Origin of the sequence: Microseira sp. BLCC-F43 (assembly GCF_041929235.1) — a bacterium.
In the GTDB taxonomy this organism is placed as follows: Bacteria; Cyanobacteriota; Cyanobacteriia; order Cyanobacteriales; family Aerosakkonemataceae; genus Microseira.
Window position 1 is genome coordinate 1 of the sequence record NZ_JBHFNP010000042.1, and the last position, 18,224, is coordinate 18,224.

19 protein-coding genes are annotated in these 18,224 nt (G+C 41.6%); 10 read left to right on the top strand and 9 right to left on the bottom strand.

Going from position 1 to position 18,224, the window contains the following annotated elements; all coding sequences use genetic code 11:
* Window positions 1-199: 199 nt before the first annotated feature.
* The 5 genes from ACE1CM_RS07905 to ACE1CM_RS07925 form a co-directional block, all read right to left on the bottom strand.
* A complete protein-coding gene (locus ACE1CM_RS07905; RefSeq protein ID WP_374876859.1) occupies window positions 200-766 on the bottom strand; it encodes an HdeD family acid-resistance protein in 567 nt (188 codons plus the stop codon).
* A gap of 152 nt (window positions 767-918) precedes the next feature.
* Complete coding sequence (locus ACE1CM_RS07910; protein WP_374876860.1) at window positions 919-1,860, bottom strand: hypothetical protein; 942 nt, start codon at window positions 1,858-1,860, stop codon at window positions 919-921.
* A gap of 9 nt (window positions 1,861-1,869) precedes the next feature.
* Window positions 1,870-3,345 carry an AAA family ATPase gene (locus tag ACE1CM_RS07915; protein WP_374876861.1) on the bottom strand — a complete coding sequence of 492 codons (1,476 nt, stop codon included), beginning with the start codon at window positions 3,343-3,345 and terminating at the stop codon, window positions 1,870-1,872.
* Between the two features lie 49 nt (window positions 3,346-3,394).
* The gene (locus tag ACE1CM_RS07920) at window positions 3,395-4,132 is read right to left on the bottom strand and encodes an HAD family hydrolase (protein ID WP_374876862.1); all 738 of its coding nucleotides are present in this window, start codon (window positions 4,130-4,132) and stop codon (window positions 3,395-3,397) included.
* Window positions 4,133-4,460: 328 nt separating this feature from the next.
* Window positions 4,461-5,414 (bottom strand): class I SAM-dependent methyltransferase, encoded by a 954-nt coding sequence (locus tag ACE1CM_RS07925; RefSeq protein ID WP_374876863.1) that lies wholly within the window; start codon window positions 5,412-5,414, stop codon window positions 4,461-4,463.
* Between the two features lie 402 nt (window positions 5,415-5,816).
* On the opposite strand from ACE1CM_RS07925, the gene ACE1CM_RS07930 reads away from it, so the two are divergent.
* Window positions 5,817-6,956, top strand: coding sequence for a glycosyltransferase (locus tag ACE1CM_RS07930; RefSeq protein WP_374876864.1), 1,140 nt, complete (start codon window positions 5,817-5,819; stop codon window positions 6,954-6,956).
* Between the two features lie 289 nt (window positions 6,957-7,245).
* Complete coding sequence (locus ACE1CM_RS07935) at window positions 7,246-8,790, top strand: glycoside hydrolase family 1 protein (RefSeq protein WP_374876865.1); 1,545 nt, start codon at window positions 7,246-7,248, stop codon at window positions 8,788-8,790.
* Between the two features lie 148 nt (window positions 8,791-8,938).
* Here ACE1CM_RS07935 and ACE1CM_RS07940 read toward each other — a convergent pair whose 3' ends face one another.
* Window positions 8,939-9,157, bottom strand: coding sequence for a hypothetical protein (locus ACE1CM_RS07940; RefSeq protein ID WP_374876866.1), 219 nt, complete (start codon window positions 9,155-9,157; stop codon window positions 8,939-8,941).
* A gap of 293 nt (window positions 9,158-9,450) precedes the next feature.
* Between ACE1CM_RS07940 and ACE1CM_RS07945 the strand changes: the two genes are divergently transcribed.
* Window positions 9,451-13,104, top strand: coding sequence for a HEAT repeat domain-containing protein (locus ACE1CM_RS07945; RefSeq protein ID WP_374876867.1), 3,654 nt, complete (start codon window positions 9,451-9,453; stop codon window positions 13,102-13,104).
* Between the two features lie 18 nt (window positions 13,105-13,122).
* On the top strand, window positions 13,123-13,275 hold the full coding sequence (locus ACE1CM_RS07950) for a hypothetical protein (RefSeq protein WP_374876868.1): 153 nt from the start codon (window positions 13,123-13,125) through the stop codon (window positions 13,273-13,275).
* Between the two features lie 2 nt (window positions 13,276-13,277).
* On the opposite strand, the gene ACE1CM_RS07955 is transcribed toward ACE1CM_RS07950, so the two are convergent.
* Complete coding sequence (locus tag ACE1CM_RS07955) at window positions 13,278-13,478, bottom strand: type II toxin-antitoxin system HicB family antitoxin (RefSeq protein ID WP_374876869.1); 201 nt, start codon at window positions 13,476-13,478, stop codon at window positions 13,278-13,280.
* Window positions 13,479-13,585: 107 nt separating this feature from the next.
* Between ACE1CM_RS07955 and ACE1CM_RS07960 the strand changes: the two genes are divergently transcribed.
* From ACE1CM_RS07960 to ACE1CM_RS07985, 6 genes are all read left to right on the top strand, one after another.
* Window positions 13,586-13,795 carry a hypothetical protein gene (locus tag ACE1CM_RS07960; protein ID WP_374876870.1) on the top strand — a complete coding sequence of 70 codons (210 nt, stop codon included), beginning with the start codon at window positions 13,586-13,588 and terminating at the stop codon, window positions 13,793-13,795.
* A gap of 106 nt (window positions 13,796-13,901) precedes the next feature.
* Complete coding sequence (locus ACE1CM_RS07965) at window positions 13,902-14,207, top strand: hypothetical protein (protein ID WP_374876871.1); 306 nt, start codon at window positions 13,902-13,904, stop codon at window positions 14,205-14,207.
* A 186-nt stretch (window positions 14,208-14,393) separates the two neighbouring features.
* A complete protein-coding gene (locus ACE1CM_RS07970; RefSeq protein ID WP_374876872.1) occupies window positions 14,394-14,714 on the top strand; it encodes a hypothetical protein in 321 nt (106 codons plus the stop codon).
* A 74-nt stretch (window positions 14,715-14,788) separates the two neighbouring features.
* The gene (locus ACE1CM_RS07975) at window positions 14,789-15,091 is read left to right on the top strand and encodes a hypothetical protein (RefSeq protein WP_374876895.1); all 303 of its coding nucleotides are present in this window, start codon (window positions 14,789-14,791) and stop codon (window positions 15,089-15,091) included.
* An 85-nt stretch (window positions 15,092-15,176) separates the two neighbouring features.
* Window positions 15,177-15,464 (top strand): type II toxin-antitoxin system Phd/YefM family antitoxin, encoded by a 288-nt coding sequence (locus ACE1CM_RS07980; protein WP_374876873.1) that lies wholly within the window; start codon window positions 15,177-15,179, stop codon window positions 15,462-15,464.
* 7 nt (window positions 15,465-15,471) lie between these two features.
* Window positions 15,472-15,801: a Txe/YoeB family addiction module toxin gene (locus ACE1CM_RS07985; RefSeq protein ID WP_374876874.1), complete on the top strand. Its 330-nt coding sequence runs from the start codon at window positions 15,472-15,474 to the stop codon at window positions 15,799-15,801.
* 52 nt (window positions 15,802-15,853) lie between these two features.
* Here the strand turns inward: ACE1CM_RS07985 and ACE1CM_RS07990 are convergent, their stop codons facing one another.
* Window positions 15,854-17,416, bottom strand: coding sequence for a phytoene desaturase family protein (locus ACE1CM_RS07990; protein ID WP_374876875.1), 1,563 nt, complete (start codon window positions 17,414-17,416; stop codon window positions 15,854-15,856).
* 87 nt (window positions 17,417-17,503) lie between these two features.
* Window positions 17,504-18,133, bottom strand: coding sequence for a hypothetical protein (locus ACE1CM_RS07995; protein ID WP_374876876.1), 630 nt, complete (start codon window positions 18,131-18,133; stop codon window positions 17,504-17,506).
* Window positions 18,134-18,224 lie beyond the last annotated feature (91 nt).

The window sequence follows — 18,224 nt, forward strand, 5'->3', positions numbered from 1 at the left end:
AAATTATTAAAGGCTGCGAAGGCAGCCTTTGTTTGTATAGCCACACTAAAGCCTGGGGCTACACAAACTCTCGCCCGCCTACGCGGGCTAAAATTATTAAAGGCTGCGAAGGCAGCCTTTGTTTGTATAGCCACACCCTTAAGGGTGTGGTATTTTGGCGAAGGTATTGTTAGAAAAACCCGGTTTCTGAACCTATCAATTAAGCACTTGCAGTAGTGTCAGATTGATTGAGAGCATTACGCGCATTTAACGACAGCATGACGCGGGAAGCGCCGCTGAATAAAACGCTAGCACCAACAAAAGTACCGATCAGCCAAGGTGCATTAAAAGGCCATTGGAACCAAATGAATAGACCCAGCAATATAGTAACGATGCCATTAACGAGTTCCCAAGTCCAGTTTTGTTGAGGACGCAAGCGGAAGGCGAGAATTATTTCAAAAGTACCTTCTGTAAGCAAGAAACTACCCAGCAACAAAGTCAGCGTCAGAACACCTGTCAAGGGGTAGAAAAACAGCATCAAACCCGTCGCAATGTAAAGTGCGCCTAATAAAAGCTTCCAGATAAAGCCGTTTTCGCGAGTTTGGAATGCGTGGACAATTTTGGCGACTCCCCCGCTAGCCAAGATTAAAGCAAACCAAGTCTCAGCAACGATTGTAGAGACAGCGGGGGCGGCGATCGCAGCTATTCCCAATACAATCAGGAGAACGCCCATCCAGATTGACCAGTTAATACTCTTGTTGATGTCACCAGAAACGTTAGTTGTCATAGTTTTTTCCTTTGATCTCTTAGGATTAGGTTAGGGAATTTTTCTGATCTTGAATAGAACCCTAAGATAGAGCCTGGTTTGGGGAAATCTATCAATGGATAGAGTGCGCGATCGCATCCCTCTAACGAAGTAACTTTGGTTTAAATTAAAGCTTAAACAAACTCGTGCAAAGTTTCCAAGAAAAACAAAATATGATACTTAGCGTCGCTACTCTGATATGAGTAAAATCTTCCTATTTCTAAACAGAGTTGATCTCTAAATACTTGAGCCGCACGAGTCCAATCAATAGATGGTTGAATTTGGTTCCAGTATTCTTTAGCTTTTTTAATCGTTAATAAAGCCAGAATCAGTTCTTCCTTCCGCATCTCATCTTGAGTATTTTGAAATTCAGTTTTCCAAGAATCGCGTAATTTTTCTAATCCTGCACAATCTAATCCGCAGCAGTAATCGATCCGATCTACTGCTCTTTTTAAGTGATTCTGTAAATCGGGGTCGCTAGCAATTGTATCCGCCATATCTATGTAAATTGCTTGAAGTAAAACAGAATTGTCTTTATAGATTGGGGAAATTTGAGACTTATCAAATATTGATTGAAGAGCAGGGTTAAGAAAGTAAGATTCTTTATGAATTAAACCTGTAACCCATATCCGATGCTGTGCTGCGTTTACCGCTTTCACTTTTGATTTTTCGTAAAGCTCGCAGAAAATAGCTTCTGTATCTGAAAAAATATAATTATCAATGGCTTGTATCTGTAAATCTAAATCGACAATGGCAAAAAGTTTTTCAGGGGTTAAATATGAGTTACTGCTATCCTTGTTATGTATCTCTAAAATAGTGAAGTAAGTGTCTATTACATCTTGGCGATCGCCACAGTTAAAAAATTCTGGTTTTCGCTGACTCCACCAGCTTGGAACACATGCTTTATAAAAGTTCGCATCTGGCATTTCCTCCATTCTTCCATAAGATTGAGGTGATGGTCTACCTTCAAGTTTGGGAATATCACCTTCACACAGTACAACGATTTTATTTTTGATTCTCCGAGATTGAATAATGGTTTCACAGTGTCGTTGTAGCTGTTCTGCATCAAGGCTCATATTAAAATATTAAGCTTCCTTTTTTATCAGTTTTGGCTCAATTTCCTTAACATGAGCAGGTGTGACAGCTTGACATAACTCATATGAGTGAGTTGCCAGAATATATTGATTGCTAGGTGACCATTCTATCAGATCTGAAATGATTTGATATTGCCAATCTGGATGCAAAGCAATTTCAACTTCATCCATTAGAACAATTGCATTTTCGATATTGCGGTACTTTATCCACATATAGATACTAAGTCTTTTCAGTTCGCCATGACTTAGATCTTCTGGATATAGTTCTACATGCTCACCGTTTTTATCTAAGCTGAATGTTACTCCAGCAAGATCTTTATCTATATTTACCTTTTTATTAACTAACATTTTGTTTAATTCATTTTTCAAAGCTTTATAATTATTGCCATACTCTCCTGTTTCTATAGCTTTGATGAAATCTTGATCCCGCGCAGCTATAAAGACTTTAATTAGGAGTTCTATAGGAATAAAATCATAAGTAAAAAAGCCTGGTAGTTTAGATTTTGCAGCTTTAATGGAAAAATAATAATTATTACTGTGTTGTGTAAACAACTGTTTTCGCTGTTCTTGAGAAAGAAAAAGAAAAACTTGCGTTGCTGGAGCTGCCATAAATACTTTTTGTGATAGTTCGTTTAAAAAAGTCTCTGCTTCAGTGATATTTAGATTATCGATATTACAAATTAACGCTGCTTCTTCTTGTTTTTTATCCTTTGAATAATTACATATATAAATTAGGTTTTTTGATTGCATATATTCCAATGCTTTTTGCGAAATAGGAGCAATTTGTTGGCTTTTTTCATACAGTCTTTTGAGATTAAGTTTATAAACTTCTAACGTTGTTTTTACGTCTTCTTGAACGTCTTCAAAAGATGGGAAATTCTTGCTCATCGAACTATCAAATTTATTTGAATAGATTGTTAATCCAGACTCTAAAATATACCGACTTTCCTCTATGATATGCAAAAGCCTATCGTCATGATTTTCAATAATATTTATTTCTTGTAATCGATTAAGACTATTTTCTAAATCACGAACTGCTTTTTCCAAATTTAAAATTTTGCTTTTAACTTCTTCTAATTCTATTGAAGCAGAAAATCTAAGATTCGCCTCATCGTTTATTGTTTTTTTCCCATTTGAGTTTAATAGATCTCTAAGATAAAAATCTCTATAAGCAAAAAACTCAATTTTAAAGCTTTGATTTTGATGCCAAATTTCAATAGTGGCTAATACTCTTTTATCTGAATTCTCGGAAATTTTGAATCCCTGAAGCAGATTTTCTAAAAAAATTTTCCTTTCGGGATCTCTAGAACAGTGCAGCAACACAAAAATTAATTGCAACAGCGTACTTTTTCCCCCGCCATTTTGACTGCCCAGTGGGAAAATTTTAGGAGTAAATTCCTTTTCAAAAGTGATGTCAATGTCCTTTAAGCCGCGAAAGTCAGGGACTTGAATTCGTAGCAAGTGCATATGACGATTACCTTTATTTATGCTTGTGCTTCTTTGAGTATAGACCACCTCAACGCAGACGATTCAGGGTTGCTAGATCCAAATAACTAACATCGCCAACTTTCCCCGCCACGACGGTACAAGGAAGTTCTGGTTCTCCCAAATGATTTACCACTAATAAAGCACCGGAAAAATCATGACCTTGGGTATAGTCATTGAAAGTTACAATCGTGGGTAAACTTGCGCCAGTGGAAGCTAAAAGACCGTGATGGGAATCTTCTATAACCAGACAATCTTTTGCCTGTAAATTCATTTGTTTTAGCACGTAATGATAGATATCTGGGGCGGGTTTTTTGGCGGGGACAATATCGCCTGCGGCGATGATTTCAAACCAAGATGGATCTAGAGTTTGTTCTAGTAAAGCAACGGCATTGGGTAAGGCGCTGGTAGTAGCGATCGCCAACCTCACCCCCTCGTTTCGCGCTTCGTCAATCAATCGCTTCACCCCTGGACGCAAGGGAATTTCACCCTTGGCTAATATCTCTCGATAATGCTTGGTTTTATTAGCATGTAATTCAGCAATAAAACCATCATCGGGCATTTGAACTTCAGGACGATATTTTCCCAAATAAAAACGAATCCGTTCTTTTCCCCCAGCAACGTATAGCAATTCGCCATACAATTCACTCGACCAATTCCAATCTAATCCAGCCGATGCGAAAGCGCGATTAAACGCGACTCGATGTCCATCGCGTTCGGTGTCGGCTAAAGTTCCATCAACGTCAAAAATTAAAGCTTGTAAGACCATTTCAGATTGGAGATTTTAGATTTCAATTATATCGCTTGCATAGCCATGAAATAAATTTCATGCTAAAAGCTAAAACCCGTTAAAACGGGTTGAAGATTCTTGCCAAATTATTATACCAAATCCGGGTGATCAACCCCCTTTATTTTATAGCCCGCGCAGGCGGGCTTTGTTTGTATAGCCGCGACTTCAGTCGTTAGGAATAAATGTTGCATAAATGCCCTGAAATAAATTTCAGCCTAAAACCTAAAACCCGTTTTAACGGTTTGAAGATTTTTAACAGTCCATTTCAACGGCTGGTAGAGACGTTACATGTAACGTCTCTGCTGGGTTACCGACCTGGTTTGTGACCGATAATTGTACGATGGCGCGGGTCGCTGGGTACGGTTACGATATTTTCAAATCCTACCTTTTGCATCGCTGCTTCTAAATCAAACGTGTAGTAATCATCTGACCAAGGTTCGGTACTTTTCATCAAGGTAAAAAGTACTGGCGGCAGGTTTTGAATTACCGGCGATTTGGGGTTATTATCGACAATTGCCAAACAACCACTGGGACGCAATAGCCGAAAAGCTTCCTCAAAAATGGCTTGAGTTGCTTGGCGCGGCAATTCGTGGGTGACAAATTGCAGCGTGACTAAATCAAAGCTTTCTGATGGTAAATTTGTTTTCTCTGCATTGCCGTGAATCCAAGCATAAATTTCTCTATTTGTATCGAGAGTTTGTGCTACTGCCAGCATGTAAGGAGATAAATCTAATCCCACTGTGCGGGGTGGCTTATCTTGAATTTTCTCATAGTAACGATGCAAGGTTAAAGTTGAAATACCCACCGAACAACCAATATCTAAAATATCCCGCACTGGCTGTGTATTATGCGCTGCCAAAACTTGATGAAAACTGCCGCGCAATCTATCTTGGGCTTCTTCCCAAGTAATCTTTTCAGTAGGCCATACTCTTAAAGCCATTGCATAGGTAGCGGACTCGGCTTCAAATGCAGCTTGCCAACATAAATTACCTTCGTTATAGGCGTGGAAGGGAACTTGATAGTAATCGGGATAGGTAATATTTGGATTGGCAATTTGAGCGAGTTGCTGTTTAGTATTCGATGCGGCAAGTTCTTCGCAGTTTTTTCGCCAGGGAATGCCGTTTTTTTCGGCTGTTTTGACGATAACTTGCCGCGCTTGCTGTTTCATTACGGCATAAATTGGCTTGGTTTGGATTAAAACGTTGACGCAGCGGGAGAGGAAATCGTCTCCAGCCCAGTCTGGCTTTAGCTTGTCGGTCATTAGGGTGTTAGCATTGCAATCAAGACGATTTTATATTGTAGAGCCTGAGAAACCCGGTTGATTAAATAATACCTTCGCCAATTTTCTGAAACGCCCACACGCTAAAGCATGTGGCTACACAAACAAAGCCGTAGCTTAGCAGGCTAAAATTCTTACAGCCCGCGACGGCGGGCTTTGTTTGTATAGCGACACCCTTAAGGGTGTCGGATTTTGGCGAAGGTATTGTTAAAGAAACCGGGTTTCTCCCGGCCTAATTGCGGTAGCATCAATGAAGTCTGGGAGTAGGGGCGGGTTTAACCAACGAATTTGCGGAAAGAAACCGGGTTTCTCTAAAAATACGAAGACACCCGGTTTCTAGCCTCGTTAAACCCGCCCCTACGGAAATCAATCGGATACACACCTATGACAAAAATTCTCATTTTATATGCTTCCTTGGGATCGGGTCATATCAGCGCTGCTAAAGCACTCAGTCAAGCATTTTCCTATTTTCCAGATGTGGAAGTGCAAAGCGAAGATGCGCTTGCTTACGCTAGATCTATTTATCGCAATGCGGTTGTTCAAGCTTATAAAGAATCTAGCGAAAAATTTCCCCAACTATACAAAGCTGTTTACGAAGGCAGCGATATTGAGGATTTAGAAAAATCCCTCGATAGCAATCTAACTTGGGCAAAACTGGAAGCGCCTTTCTTCCAGCGCTTGGGAAAATTGCTGCGAGAAAGGGATCCGGATGTGATCGTTTGCGTACAACAAATTCCCACTCGCTTGTTACAATTGTTAGAACCAGAAGATCAAACGAGTAAGCCACAATATGTCGTTGTTACAGATTTAGTTGCCCACAGTACTTGGTTGAATTACGGTATAGATGGCTATTTTTTAGCCAACGATTTGAGCGCCAATATGTTAAAACAAAGAGGCGTCGATCCGGCAATTCTGCAAGTAACGGGAATTCCGATCAAATTGGAAGTACTTGAACCAAAATCGAAAGAGGAAATGCGATCGCGTCACAACCTACCACAAAATATACCCTTAGTGACGCTATTTGGCGGCGGACTCAACACTAGGCGGGTGCGTGCGATGATTTCATCGCTGCTAGAAAGTCCGAGTCCTTTAATGTTAGTCATTGCGCCGGGACGAAATGAAGATTTGTTGGAAGCGATAGAAGATTTAACCGATAGTTCGCAAGTCAAATTGCGGAAATTAGGGCCAATAGATTATGTAGATGATTTGATTGTAGCGAGGGATCTAATTATTACCAAAGCAGGAGGACTGATTACCAGCGAGATTTTAGCACGAGGAACGCCGACAATTATTGTCGATCCGTTGCCCGGACAGGAAGAACAAAATGCAGATGCGATCGCAGCCGCAGGCGCAGGCGTACAATTGCGATTAATGGAAATGGTCGCCCCAGCAGTACAGTACCTTTTAAAACGTCCAGATCGTCTGACGCAAATGCGTCAAGCTGCATTGGAATTAGGCAAACCTCGTGCTGCTTTGAACATTGCTGAATTTATTCTGAAGGATTGGCGATCGCATATTCGGTAATGGGTAATTGGTAATGGGTAATTGGTAATGGCTAATTGGTCACATATAACCAATCCTTACCTGCCCTACCCCATACTAGGGATAGAAATATTCTCTCGTTATCTCGTTCCCAGGTTCCACCTGGGAACGTCCACCGGAGGCTCCGCCTCCAGCTAACAGAAATATTTTCATACTTTTCATCCTTTGTGGTGGCGATCGCACTCATCGGGGAAATCTATCTTAGTAGAGGCACACATCTGTGTGTCTTTACCTAAAAATGTAGAAATTGCTTTCACCGCACCCAAGAACCATGCACAATACTCAAACATCATCCAGCCAAGATTTCCTCTGGGGAGTCGCTACATCAGGTTACCAAAGTGAAGGAGGTTACAACGGTACAGGACAACCTCAAAATAATTGGTCGCTTTGGGAACAGCAGGGAAAAGTGATGCAAACCGGAACTGCGGCAGAATTTTGGCATCGCTACGAAGACGATTTTCAAACTTGCCAAAAGTTGGGATTAAATGCCTTTCGCTTAGGAATAGAATGGGCAAGAATTCAACCTTCTACCGATATTAACCCAGCCCCCGCCCCTGCATTTGATATCGCAGCGTTAGACAACTACGCCGCCATGATTGCTGCTTGTCGTCGTTCTGGATTAGAACCGATTGTCACGCTGCATCATTTTACCCATCCCGCTTGGTTGGGAATGGATGCATGGCTATCAAAAGACACTATCGATTGTTTTATTGAATATGTCCGCGTCACGGTAACCCATATCAATCGTCGTTTAATCGATGATTACCAACTCCCACCCATCGGCTGGTATATCACAATTAACGAACCCAATATTTTAGTTTCCAATACCTATATCAGCGGTCAATTTCCAGCCGGATCGGAGGGAGGAATTTGGTCACTTTTCCCCGCTTATAACCATCTTTTAGCCGCCCACGTCCGCGCTTATAATTGCATTCACGACATCTATGAAGCAGAAGGTTGGACAAGTCCCCAAGTGACGCTAAATACTTACTGTAGCGATTTATATTGGTCAGAAAAAGCCATCTGGGATTTGTTGACTCTAAAACGACAACAAATCAAGGCTAAAGATTTGCCAGAATACGCATACAGCAATGCCAAACATTTAGATGATGCACTTCGCAATGCGAATATACCTTTTCGGCGCAACCTGCCTTATCGACTCGGACAACTGGTTCACAAAGCTGCTAATTCCTGGGGTCATCGCAATTTTGATGTTAAACATTTGGATATTTACTTGCATGAGTTAGAAATATCTCCTCGGGTAGATGTTTTCGATTACCTTGCTATCGATTATTATGACCCGTTCATCGCGCATATATTCCGCCTACCAGTGTTTTCAGATTTTGAGTTTGAAAACAAAGATTTTCGCGGTTGGTTGATGAGTGGAATTACGAGTAAATGGTGGGATTGGCGTAGTTTACCAGAAGGATTGCACTTTTTTTGTCAATACTACGCGCAAACATTGGGCTATCCAATTTTAATTGCCGAAAATGGCATGGCTTTGCGTCGAAAACCAGATAATAGCATTGCAACTCACCGTCGAGATCAACTGAGGCGCAGCGAATTTATCAGGGCGCATATTGAACAAATACAAAGATTGCAAAATGAAGGCGTACCGATGATTGGTTATATGCATTGGTCGCTGACTGATAATTATGAATGGGGGTCTTATACGCCGCGTTTCGGTCTTTTTAGTCTGGATTTTAGCGCCGGAAGCGACAGATTTGTCGAGGATCATTTAAGCGATCGCCCGTCGGAAACCTATTCTAAGCTGATATGGGAAGCTAGGAACGGGTGGGGATGCGATCGCCAATAATTGATAGCCACAAAATGCCCCCAGCCCCCAGGTTGAAACCTGGGGCTATACAAACGAAGTCCGCCTACGCGGACTTTCTTAACCCGCGAAGGCGGGTTTTGTTTGTGTAGCCGCGATTTCAATCGTCGGGGCATTTATATGATGGATTTTAGGTGCGATCGCTCTCCTCAAGACTCTTTCGGATACGACAAGCTTTGTGGATTAACTCAATGCCCTGGGCTATCCCTTGGATACCATCAAGGGTGGGTTTACCTGAAAGCATATCGCGAGTGCCTTCTACGCCGCTGAATATACCTAGCAAGATAAATGCACAAGCGATCGCTTGGCGGATGAACTTTTGTTGGTTGCTTTGGCTGTTGTTTTTCATGTTGGGAACCTGCTTATACTTCTGCTGCATAAAGCCTTCAATTGGTTGTTAATCCAATTTAAAATCGCCCGAATAAGCAAGTCAGTTCCCAACAATTTCCACTTGAAGTAGAACCAAGTAGAAATATTCTTCTACTTGGCAATCTTTGAAGTAGACGGATCGCCTTAACCATGCGTAGGGGCACGGCATCAGTCAGTTTTGACGCTAACCCGAAGATCGTTGAATGCCGTGCCCCTACCAATCTCTCCAGTCAGCGCGTGTATAATTAAAATATCTTGCTGAACAGATTAACTATGGAATCGTGGCGGCACTGGGATGATTTTCTAAAAATAATGTCCCGCGACAATCAGTTGACTGATGCTGAAACTGAATCTTTTTTATTACAATTTGATAGACAGAATATTGACAAAAAGTTAAAGTTAAAAGAAATTGCTGCCCAACTGCCGCTGATGGAAGATGCGCTGGCAAATCATAAAAAGCGGATGTCCGAGATATATGGTAAATTTTCTCAGAAGAATGGCATTGAACTAAAGCCAAAAAACAACAAATCCAAACCTTTACAGAAATGGCTGGAAACTAAGTATTCTCAATGGCTGCCTGTTCAAAACTCTGATTCTGCCTTATCATCTGCCACAACAGAAACGCCGATAGACTGGCGCGAGATTTGCCGCGATCGCTTGGAAAAACAAAAGCAACTGACGACCAATCGGCTGATGCTTGCTAAGGCGATGGTATTTAATCTCGACGATATTGATGTAGATTTGGCATTAGTAGAACGCAAAAAGCCAGACAAACGGAGTGGGGACGATCGTCCTGAAAAATCCCGGTTTTATCTGCCAGACTACGAAGAAACCGAGAAACTGGAGTACCAAGAATTTCTTGCCAAACTCCTGAAATCCAATCAAAGCAATAAAATTGCAGTAATTGGAGAAGCGGGTGCGGGTAAAACCACACTCCTGCAAAGAATTGCTTTCTGGTTATTGGAAAATACAGATTATTTGCCGATTTGGATACCTTTGGGAAATTTGCCAAACCCAGCGCCACAGTTAAAAGAATATCTCCTAAATCGTTGGCTGGAAGATGTGATATTTAGTGTCACGCCGGAAATCAGAGCTAATTTTGAAAAACAGTTAACTGCTGGGAAGGTATGGCTGCTGTTGGATGGCGTGGATGAGATGGCTGCGTCGGGTAATCCTCTCACATTTGTTGATAAATGGATACCAGCTTGGAGTCAGCATTTGCCTGTGATGCTGACTTGTCGGCTGAATGTTTGGGAAGCAAATCCTTATGCTCTCAATGGCTTTCAAACCTATCGCACGTTGTGGTTTAGCGAAGAGAAAGTCAAGCAGTTTATTCATAATGGTTTTCAAAAAAGTGACCCCGAACTAGGGGTTCAGTTGCAAGAGGCATTAAATCAACCCGGAAAAGAACGAATTAAAGATTTGGTGAGAAATCCCCTGCGGTTAATGCTGTTGTGTTCGATTTGGCATTTGCTAGATGGCAAGTTACCCGATACCAAGGCAGAACTTTACCAGCATTATGTAGAGGAAGTTTACAGGTGGAAAGAAGAGGAATTTCCTACAACCTCTGAAGAGAGGAAGCAACTAAATGCCAAGCTGGGAGAGTTAGCAAAAGAAGCAATTGATCAGCAAGAGAACCGATTTTGTTTGCGAATGGATCTTGTTAAAGCTTTATTGGGTGAGGGTTCTCTATTTCAATTGGCGCTCAAAGTCGGCTGGCTGAATCAAGTGGGAGTAGATGCAAAAAACCCCCTTAAATCTGTCTACGCTTTCTACCACCCCACGTTTCAGGAATATTTCGCCGCGACTGCGATTGATGATTGGGACTTTTTCCTGCCCCGTCAACATCAAGATAAACCCGTTGCAGATAAATACCGCATTTTTGAGTCGCAGTGGAAAGAGGTAATATTGCTGTGGTTGGGGCGTGAGGATGTAGAAAGCGATCAGAAGGAAGAGTTTATTAAGGCATTGGTAGAGTTTGATGATGGCTGCAAGAAATTTTACAGGTATCGAGCGTATTTTTTGGCAGCTGTTGGGATAGCAGAGTTTAAAAAATGTAGCATCGCTACTAAAATTCTCAAGCAAATTGTTAAATTTGGTTTTGGTGATTTCAATGAAGAAAAACAGGTTTGGGTGCCATATTTAGAGCCGATTGTAGAGGGAGCAAGGGCAGCACTGTTACAAACTAAAAGCGAGATAGCTATTGAAAAATTAACTGGCTTAATACGAACTAATGAAGATGAGAATATCTGTGGGCCAGCAGCCCACATTTTGGGAAAAATTGACCCAGGAAATCTCGATGCGATCGCGGCATTTGTCAGATTTTTAACAGATACTCATGTCAGAATTTTAACAGATACTCAATATTTGTATACACGTTGGATAACTGCCCACATTTTGGGGAAAATAGGCACGGGAAATCCCGATGCGATCGCGGCGTTACTCCATGTCTTAGAAACCAACACAGAAGATAATATTCGTAGGGCAGCCGCCTATAGTTTAGGGAAAATTGCCCAGGGAAATTATTATGCGATTGAGCGATCGCTCGAACTTTTAAAAAGCAATAAAAATCAGGATATTCTTAGAAAATATATAAATCAGGATATTCGTAGAAAATGCGCCTACATTTTGGGCGAAATTGCCCAGGAAAATCCCAATGCTAAGAAAGCGCTAGTCAAACTTTTAGATTCCACTGAATCTGACGATATTCGTTGGAGAGCCGCCGATATTTTGGGTACATTATACCCAGGAAATACCGAGTCTAAGCAGGCGCTAGTCAAACTTTTAGACTCCACTAAACATGACTTTATTCGTTGGAGAGCCGCCGATATTTTGGGTACATTATACCCAGGAAATCCGGAGGCGAAGGAGGAGCTAGTTCAAATCTTAAAAACCACTGAATATTGGGATATACGCTGGCAGGCCGCCGAGAGTTTGGGAAAAATAGACCCAGGAAATCCCGATGCGATTGATGCGCTAGTCGAACTTTTAAAAACGACTGAAAATGGTTTGTTCAGTAAGAGTACCGCCGACAGTTTGGCGGAAATTGCCCAAGAAAATCCACAGGCTATGGCGGCCTCATTCCGAATTATGGGCGGCTTGAAATCTTCTAATATCCCTATAATAGCCGCTGATATTTTAGGGAAAATTGCCCAGGGAAATAGCGATGCGATCGCAGGGTTAGTTCAAATTTTAAAAACAAATGAACACGATCGTGTCCATAGTATTGTTGCCGACACTTTGGGGAAAATTGCCCAGGGAAATAGCGATGCGCTCGCGGCGTTAAGCGTAATTATAGACACCACTAAATATTTGGATATTCGTATTAGAGCAGCCGAGAATTTGGGTAAAATTGACCCAGTAAATGACCGTGCGATTAAGGCGTTAGTAGAAATTATAGGCAACCCTGAATCTGGGTATCTTCGTATTACTGCCACTGACAGCTTGCAGAAAATTGCTCCAGGAAATACTGATGCGAAGGACATCCTAGTCAAACTTTTAAAAACAACTGAAGATCGTGATATCTGTATTAGAGCAGCCGAGAGTTTGGGAAAAATAGACCCAGGAAATCCCCAGGCGATTAAGGCAGTAGAAAAACTTTTAGAAAACACTGAAGATGATATCCGTTTGATAACTGCCGACAATTTGGAGACAATTGACTCAGGAAATACCCAGGCTATGGCGTTAGTCCGGCATTGGTATGTCGCCGACAAGTTGGAAAAAATTGACCCAGGAAATTCCCAGGCGATTAATGCGTTAGTAGAACTTTTAGAAAAGACTGACGATGAGAATATCCGTTTTAGAGTCGCCAACAGTTTACGGGAAATAGGCAAGGGAAATCCAGATGCGATCGCGCCTTTATTCCGACTTTTAGCAACCACTAAATATGAGAATATCCGTGAGATCGCCACCTACAAGTTGGGGTAAATTTTGCAAAAAGACAAAATGCCATCAGTTTTTTCATATTTACAGCCCTGCCTATCCGATCAAATCTATGAAACCAATTATGACCTCTTCAAAAACTGCTACAAAGTCATCTGGCACTGCGCCCAAGAATTGCCCTATCCAGTATTTTATCAAGGTTGGCATCATCAATAATATTATACGATTTCTACCACCAACGTCCTCATTTGAGGGGTTATCGTGGCTAATGGTGGTTCAAAATGCAGTGACAAAGCTTCACTGAGATTAGCTAATGCCTCTGCTTCAGTTTCCCCTTGACTGGCAATATCAACCTCTACGCACTGCGCCACAAACCAACTACCTTCTTGCCATACGCTTGCAGTAAAAGTCCGTTTCATAACTTTTCTTTTTTCCGTCATAGTCTTTGAAGTTTATTATGTCACAATAATAGCTGATCTGAAACAAAGAGCATGTTACTATTAAACTAAACTCCTCTGGAGGCTTTATGGCTGAAATTACCATAGACGAAAGCAAACTCAAAGAACTGCTAAAAACTGCAATTGTTGAACTTCTCCAAGAGCGAAAAGAAGTAGTTTACGATTTATTAGCAGAAATCATCGAAGATATTGCCTTAGAAAAAGCAATAGAAGAAGGCGAAAATACCGAGCCAGTTAGCCGCGAAGCTATTTTCAAGATTCTGGAACAACCACAATAAATGTTGAAAAAATTAAAATAATTTTAAACCATGAGTGCTGAAGATAAAATAATAGATAAAATTCCCCTTCACAGAGATATCAAAAACTTAGTAATACAATAAACTTATGTTAGATATTAGCTTTTATATTAACAACGATCAATCATCCTATCATGTAGAAGTCGCCGAAAATTTCTTAGAATGGTTGGCTCGGTCTGAGTTTGCAAAAATTGGCGAAGAAAAGCCCAAAAAAATTTTGATTGATGGGGAAAAAGAAACTTTGCCGCTAGTAAAGTTAGGTAAAGTTAATCGGAAAAAGCTGATTGAATTTTTCAATGATTCTATCGTTAACGAAACTAAAGAAATTCTGAATCAATTGGGTGAATCTTTAATCAAAGAAGAGAGAATTTATCGGCTAAAAAAACTCATATAATTGTTAGACTGCATCAAAGATGAAAAGTATCAGTATCTTCAGCGGATATAGCGGAATGAAAATGAGACGAATGGGAGAGCGATCGCGCAAAAAGCCCGTGTGAGTTAGTTGGCTTGATGCGATCGCTTCTAAAACTCTGTACAATCAAATTAGCAATCAACAGAATTTAATCGCAGAAATAAAACTATGAATACTCAATTAATGGTTAAACCCTCTTCCTTAATAAATTCTGGCATTAAAATGGTAGAATTTGGAAATATTCATCTTTTTCAATTTACTGATGAGTTACAATCTCGGATTGAAGAACTTTTAGAAATAAAAAAAGCCGGTTTACTAACTCCAGAAGAAGATGCTGAATATGCTGGAATCGCTGAATTAGAAAGAATTTTTACCTTTATTAACGCGCAACTTTCTACACAAGCCAAATGGTGTCCAATCAATCCCGACAACTGGTTAGAAGAAGAGCCAGATACCTCTGCGAATACTGCCACTCCCCAGAATACCTAAGTCCAGATCGCTTTACTATAGACCATATAATTCCCCAGTCCTTAGAGGGTTCGGATGAACCCGAAAATCTTGCCTTGGCTTGTAGTCGATGCAATGGTCGTCGATACAATTTTACTACGGGAATCGACCCAGAAACCCAGCAAGAAGTCTCGTTATTTAATCCTCGGACTCAAGAATGGTCGGAACATTTTAACTGGACAGCAGATGGGTTGAATATTAGAGGAACAACACCAATAGGTAGAGCCACTTGTACTCGTCTTGACCTCAACGATCAACGCTACGATGAGGATGATTCTATTCGGAATGTTCGTCGATATTGGGTGCAGGGAGGTTGGCATCCACCTAGCGAAGATCCTCGTCAAAGCGAATCTGTTTAACTGGAGCGCACCTCAAGACAGCGAGCGATCGCGCAGGTTAAGCGAAGATGCGATAGCATTAAAATAATAGACTAAGGAACCAAAAATGCTGATTCAAACAACCTATAATCAAGCCTGTAAAAATTTTGACCAAATTTATGATGAAGTCATCTCCACCCGCGAACCTGTAGTTGTGACTCGTGAAGGCTATGAAAGCGTATCTGTCATTCCTACAGAAGAGCTAAATAGAATGATTGAGACAATTTATCTGTTTCAGTCTCAGGAAAATGCAATCCGTCTTTTAGATGCTCTACAACGTGCCAAAAAACGGACGAATAAACCTCAAACTCTAGACGATTTGCGTCAAAATTTTGGACTGGTCGAGGAAGTATAAAAAGTCTATGTCCGAAAATCCAGAATCCCAAGATATTCCTCAATCTGAATCTGGTCAAGGAGAGAGTTCAAAACGCGCTCTAGTTTTTGATGTTAGATTTCTTGAAGACCTTACATTTTGGGTAGAAACCAATAGAAAAACTGCACTCCGTCTGTTATCTATAGTTGAAGATATTAGGCGCAATCCGTTTGAAGGAACGGGCAAACCAGAACGATTGAAGTATCAGGATGCTGACGTATGGTCGCGCCGACTGACACAAACCGACCGGATTGTTTACCTGGTCAGTGAAGATAGAATTGAGTTTTTACAGGCTAGATATCACTACAGCGATCGCTAGTACATTCACTTTAGCTCATGGTTCGCTTTTTCCTTCTTTTTCTATCACCAATTTAGCAGCCAATCTCTTGCAACATTTCCCAATGTTTCTGTACAGGTGCAAGCGTATTCGCAGCAATCATTCCACTAGCAGCAACTGCGGGTAAACCAATCCCCGGAAAAGTCGAATCTCCACAGCAGAAAAGTCCGGCAAGCGGTGTATTAGAACCCGGAAAAAAAGCTTCTCCCGCGCGAATTGCTGGCCCATATGAACCCCGGTGACGGCGTAAAAACCTCTCGTGAGTTAACGGGGTTCCTACTAGCGTCACTTCGCAACGAGAGCGAATATCTGGAATAACTCTCTCTATCGCTTTCCACATCACTTCTGCGCGTTCCTGCTTTTGTTTAGCATACACTTCACTTTTGCGATCCATCCCTTGCCAAAAATCGTAGGGTTCGTTTCCTGGCGTGTAAGCGTGTATAACGTGCTTTCCTGGTGGTGCTAAAGATAAGTCTAAAACAGAAGGAATTGAGATTAGAACCACATTCTGAGGCGCTGTAACCCCCTTATACCAGTCATTTACAACGATATAGTGACAAGCTAAATCGGGTCTAATTCCTTGGGCGTCGATGCCTAAATGCAGGTGCATGAAACTATCGCATTCAGGCGTTGCTTGTTGCCGTTGGCGATACTGTTTTGGGATTGATGCTTCTGGCAACAATTTGAGCGTATCCCAGACAGAAGCATTCGATATTACTGCTTTTTTGGCGCGGATTTCTTTCCCATTCCGCAAACGTACCCCGACGGCTTGGTTATTTTCTACTAACACTTGTTCGACGTGAGCGTTTAATATCAATTGACCGCCGTATTTTGTTAATCCCCTTACTAATGCATCGACTAAAGCGCCACTTCCGCCGATGGGATAATCCAACATAACGCCCGGTCGATACCAATCGGCAAACATAAATGCAACCTCGGCAGCGCTGGTTCCATCTGCGGGTAATCCAGATAAGAGAAAACAGAGTAAGTTCAGCCAATTTTTGATAAATGGGTCTTTAATAACGCCGTTCATGATGTTACTAAAAGGCCCAGTTAATTTAGCAACATTAGTTGCATGTGGGAATAAAGATGGGAGGAAACGACCGATAGTGAAAACAGCGCCCAAGTCTAAGCGTAACGCAGCGGGGGGGAGAGCGATCGCAGCCTTCGCAAACGGTTCCATCACCCGCTGAAGTTCGCGCCATTCCCTCACAGCATCCTCGCCCCGAAATCGCATCAGCACATCACAAAATTGATCTGCACCGACGGATGTATCAAAATCCCCTTCCGGCAAACAACAACCCCAAGTATCGTAATTAACGCAAGGCAATTCTTCACCAATTGCATCTAAAACTTGCCGCAAAGGATTGGGAGAAGGACTATAAGATAATCCCGAATAAAGCGATGGCCCGGAATCAAATTTAAACCCATTGCGCTCAAAAGCATGAGCCGCACCGCCAGGGATAGAATGACTTTCGCAGACGGTAATATTAAAACCATAACGTGCTAAAAGAGCAGCACAACTCAACCCACCAATTCCACTACCAATAATCACGACATCAGTTGTTAGATAGCTCATAGTTTGATTTAAAAACATTGAAAGGAGATACCCCTAAATCCCCCTTAAAAAGGGGGACTTTGAAATTCATGTCCCCCCTTGGCAAGGGGGGCTAGGGGGGATCGTTTAATTATCCCGAATCCAAAGAGCCAATCCACCCCCTCTACCGCGAGCGGCAATAAAATCTTCTGCGACAATAAAGAAAGAAAAGAAAGCGAGTTCCCCAATCGATTGCTGATAAAAATCTTTCTCTTGTCCTTGACCTTTCCGAAAATTGCCACTGTAAATAGCGCGATTAAACAAGCTTAACTGCATTTGGTAAAAATCAAAAGCCAGAATATTTTTCTTACCTAAATACAGCGCTGGCCCGGTTAGCTTTAACGTAAATGCTCCTACTTCAAGCTGATTTCCTATTGCTGCTGCACCTGGATTTTCACCCGACATTTCTACTGGCTGACTAAAAGAAATATGCGCTTTAATGAAAATCTTAGGCAGATACCAGCCGCGACCTCGAACAATACCAGATTGTTCCTTAACTTTTGCAGTCGTCACAAAACAAAGCCGCCAATTTCCTAACAGAGATCCAAGCGGATAAGTTAATTTTTGCTGTTTGGCTGCTTTTTCCGCTTCTAACAACGCACTGACTACATCTGCGGCTTTTGGACGCACTTGCGTCGATCCTCGAAACGCAGATGCTGCTTCTGTCAAAGTCGCCGCAAAAGCTGGTAATGTACCAGATGTAGATTCAACTGTCATGAGTTAGATTTCACCCGATACCTTTACTTAGACAGTTTAATTTTACGACAATTTCGCTAGAGAATTATCCTTCAAGCAACCATTGCGGGAG

What these genes read in the sequence shown, in the direction of transcription:
- ACE1CM_RS07905 (WP_374876859.1), bottom strand. Translation starts at nt 766, where the DNA reads ATGACAACTAACGTTTCTGGTGACATCAACAAGAGTATTAACTGGTCA.
- ACE1CM_RS07910 (WP_374876860.1), bottom strand. Translation starts at nt 1,860, where the DNA reads ATGAGCCTTGATGCAGAACAGCTACAACGACACTGTGAAACCATTATT.
- ACE1CM_RS07915 (WP_374876861.1), bottom strand. Translation starts at nt 3,345, where the DNA reads ATGCACTTGCTACGAATTCAAGTCCCTGACTTTCGCGGCTTAAAGGAC.
- ACE1CM_RS07920 (WP_374876862.1), bottom strand. Translation starts at nt 4,132, where the DNA reads ATGGTCTTACAAGCTTTAATTTTTGACGTTGATGGAACTTTAGCCGAC.
- ACE1CM_RS07925 (WP_374876863.1), bottom strand. Translation starts at nt 5,414, where the DNA reads ATGACCGACAAGCTAAAGCCAGACTGGGCTGGAGACGATTTCCTCTCC.
- ACE1CM_RS07930 (WP_374876864.1), top strand. Translation starts at nt 5,817, where the DNA reads ATGACAAAAATTCTCATTTTATATGCTTCCTTGGGATCGGGTCATATC.
- ACE1CM_RS07935 (WP_374876865.1), top strand. Translation starts at nt 7,246, where the DNA reads ATGCACAATACTCAAACATCATCCAGCCAAGATTTCCTCTGGGGAGTC.
- ACE1CM_RS07940 (WP_374876866.1), bottom strand. Translation starts at nt 9,157, where the DNA reads ATGAAAAACAACAGCCAAAGCAACCAACAAAAGTTCATCCGCCAAGCG.
- ACE1CM_RS07945 (WP_374876867.1), top strand. Translation starts at nt 9,451, where the DNA reads ATGGAATCGTGGCGGCACTGGGATGATTTTCTAAAAATAATGTCCCGC.
- ACE1CM_RS07950 (WP_374876868.1), top strand. Translation starts at nt 13,123, where the DNA reads ATGCCATCAGTTTTTTCATATTTACAGCCCTGCCTATCCGATCAAATC.
- ACE1CM_RS07955 (WP_374876869.1), bottom strand. Translation starts at nt 13,478, where the DNA reads ATGAAACGGACTTTTACTGCAAGCGTATGGCAAGAAGGTAGTTGGTTT.
- ACE1CM_RS07960 (WP_374876870.1), top strand. Translation starts at nt 13,586, where the DNA reads ATGGCTGAAATTACCATAGACGAAAGCAAACTCAAAGAACTGCTAAAA.
- ACE1CM_RS07965 (WP_374876871.1), top strand. Translation starts at nt 13,902, where the DNA reads ATGTTAGATATTAGCTTTTATATTAACAACGATCAATCATCCTATCAT.
- ACE1CM_RS07970 (WP_374876872.1), top strand. Translation starts at nt 14,394, where the DNA reads ATGAATACTCAATTAATGGTTAAACCCTCTTCCTTAATAAATTCTGGC.
- ACE1CM_RS07980 (WP_374876873.1), top strand. Translation starts at nt 15,177, where the DNA reads ATGCTGATTCAAACAACCTATAATCAAGCCTGTAAAAATTTTGACCAA.
- ACE1CM_RS07985 (WP_374876874.1), top strand. Translation starts at nt 15,472, where the DNA reads ATGTCCGAAAATCCAGAATCCCAAGATATTCCTCAATCTGAATCTGGT.
- ACE1CM_RS07990 (WP_374876875.1), bottom strand. Translation starts at nt 17,416, where the DNA reads ATGTTTTTAAATCAAACTATGAGCTATCTAACAACTGATGTCGTGATT.
- ACE1CM_RS07995 (WP_374876876.1), bottom strand. Translation starts at nt 18,133, where the DNA reads ATGACAGTTGAATCTACATCTGGTACATTACCAGCTTTTGCGGCGACT.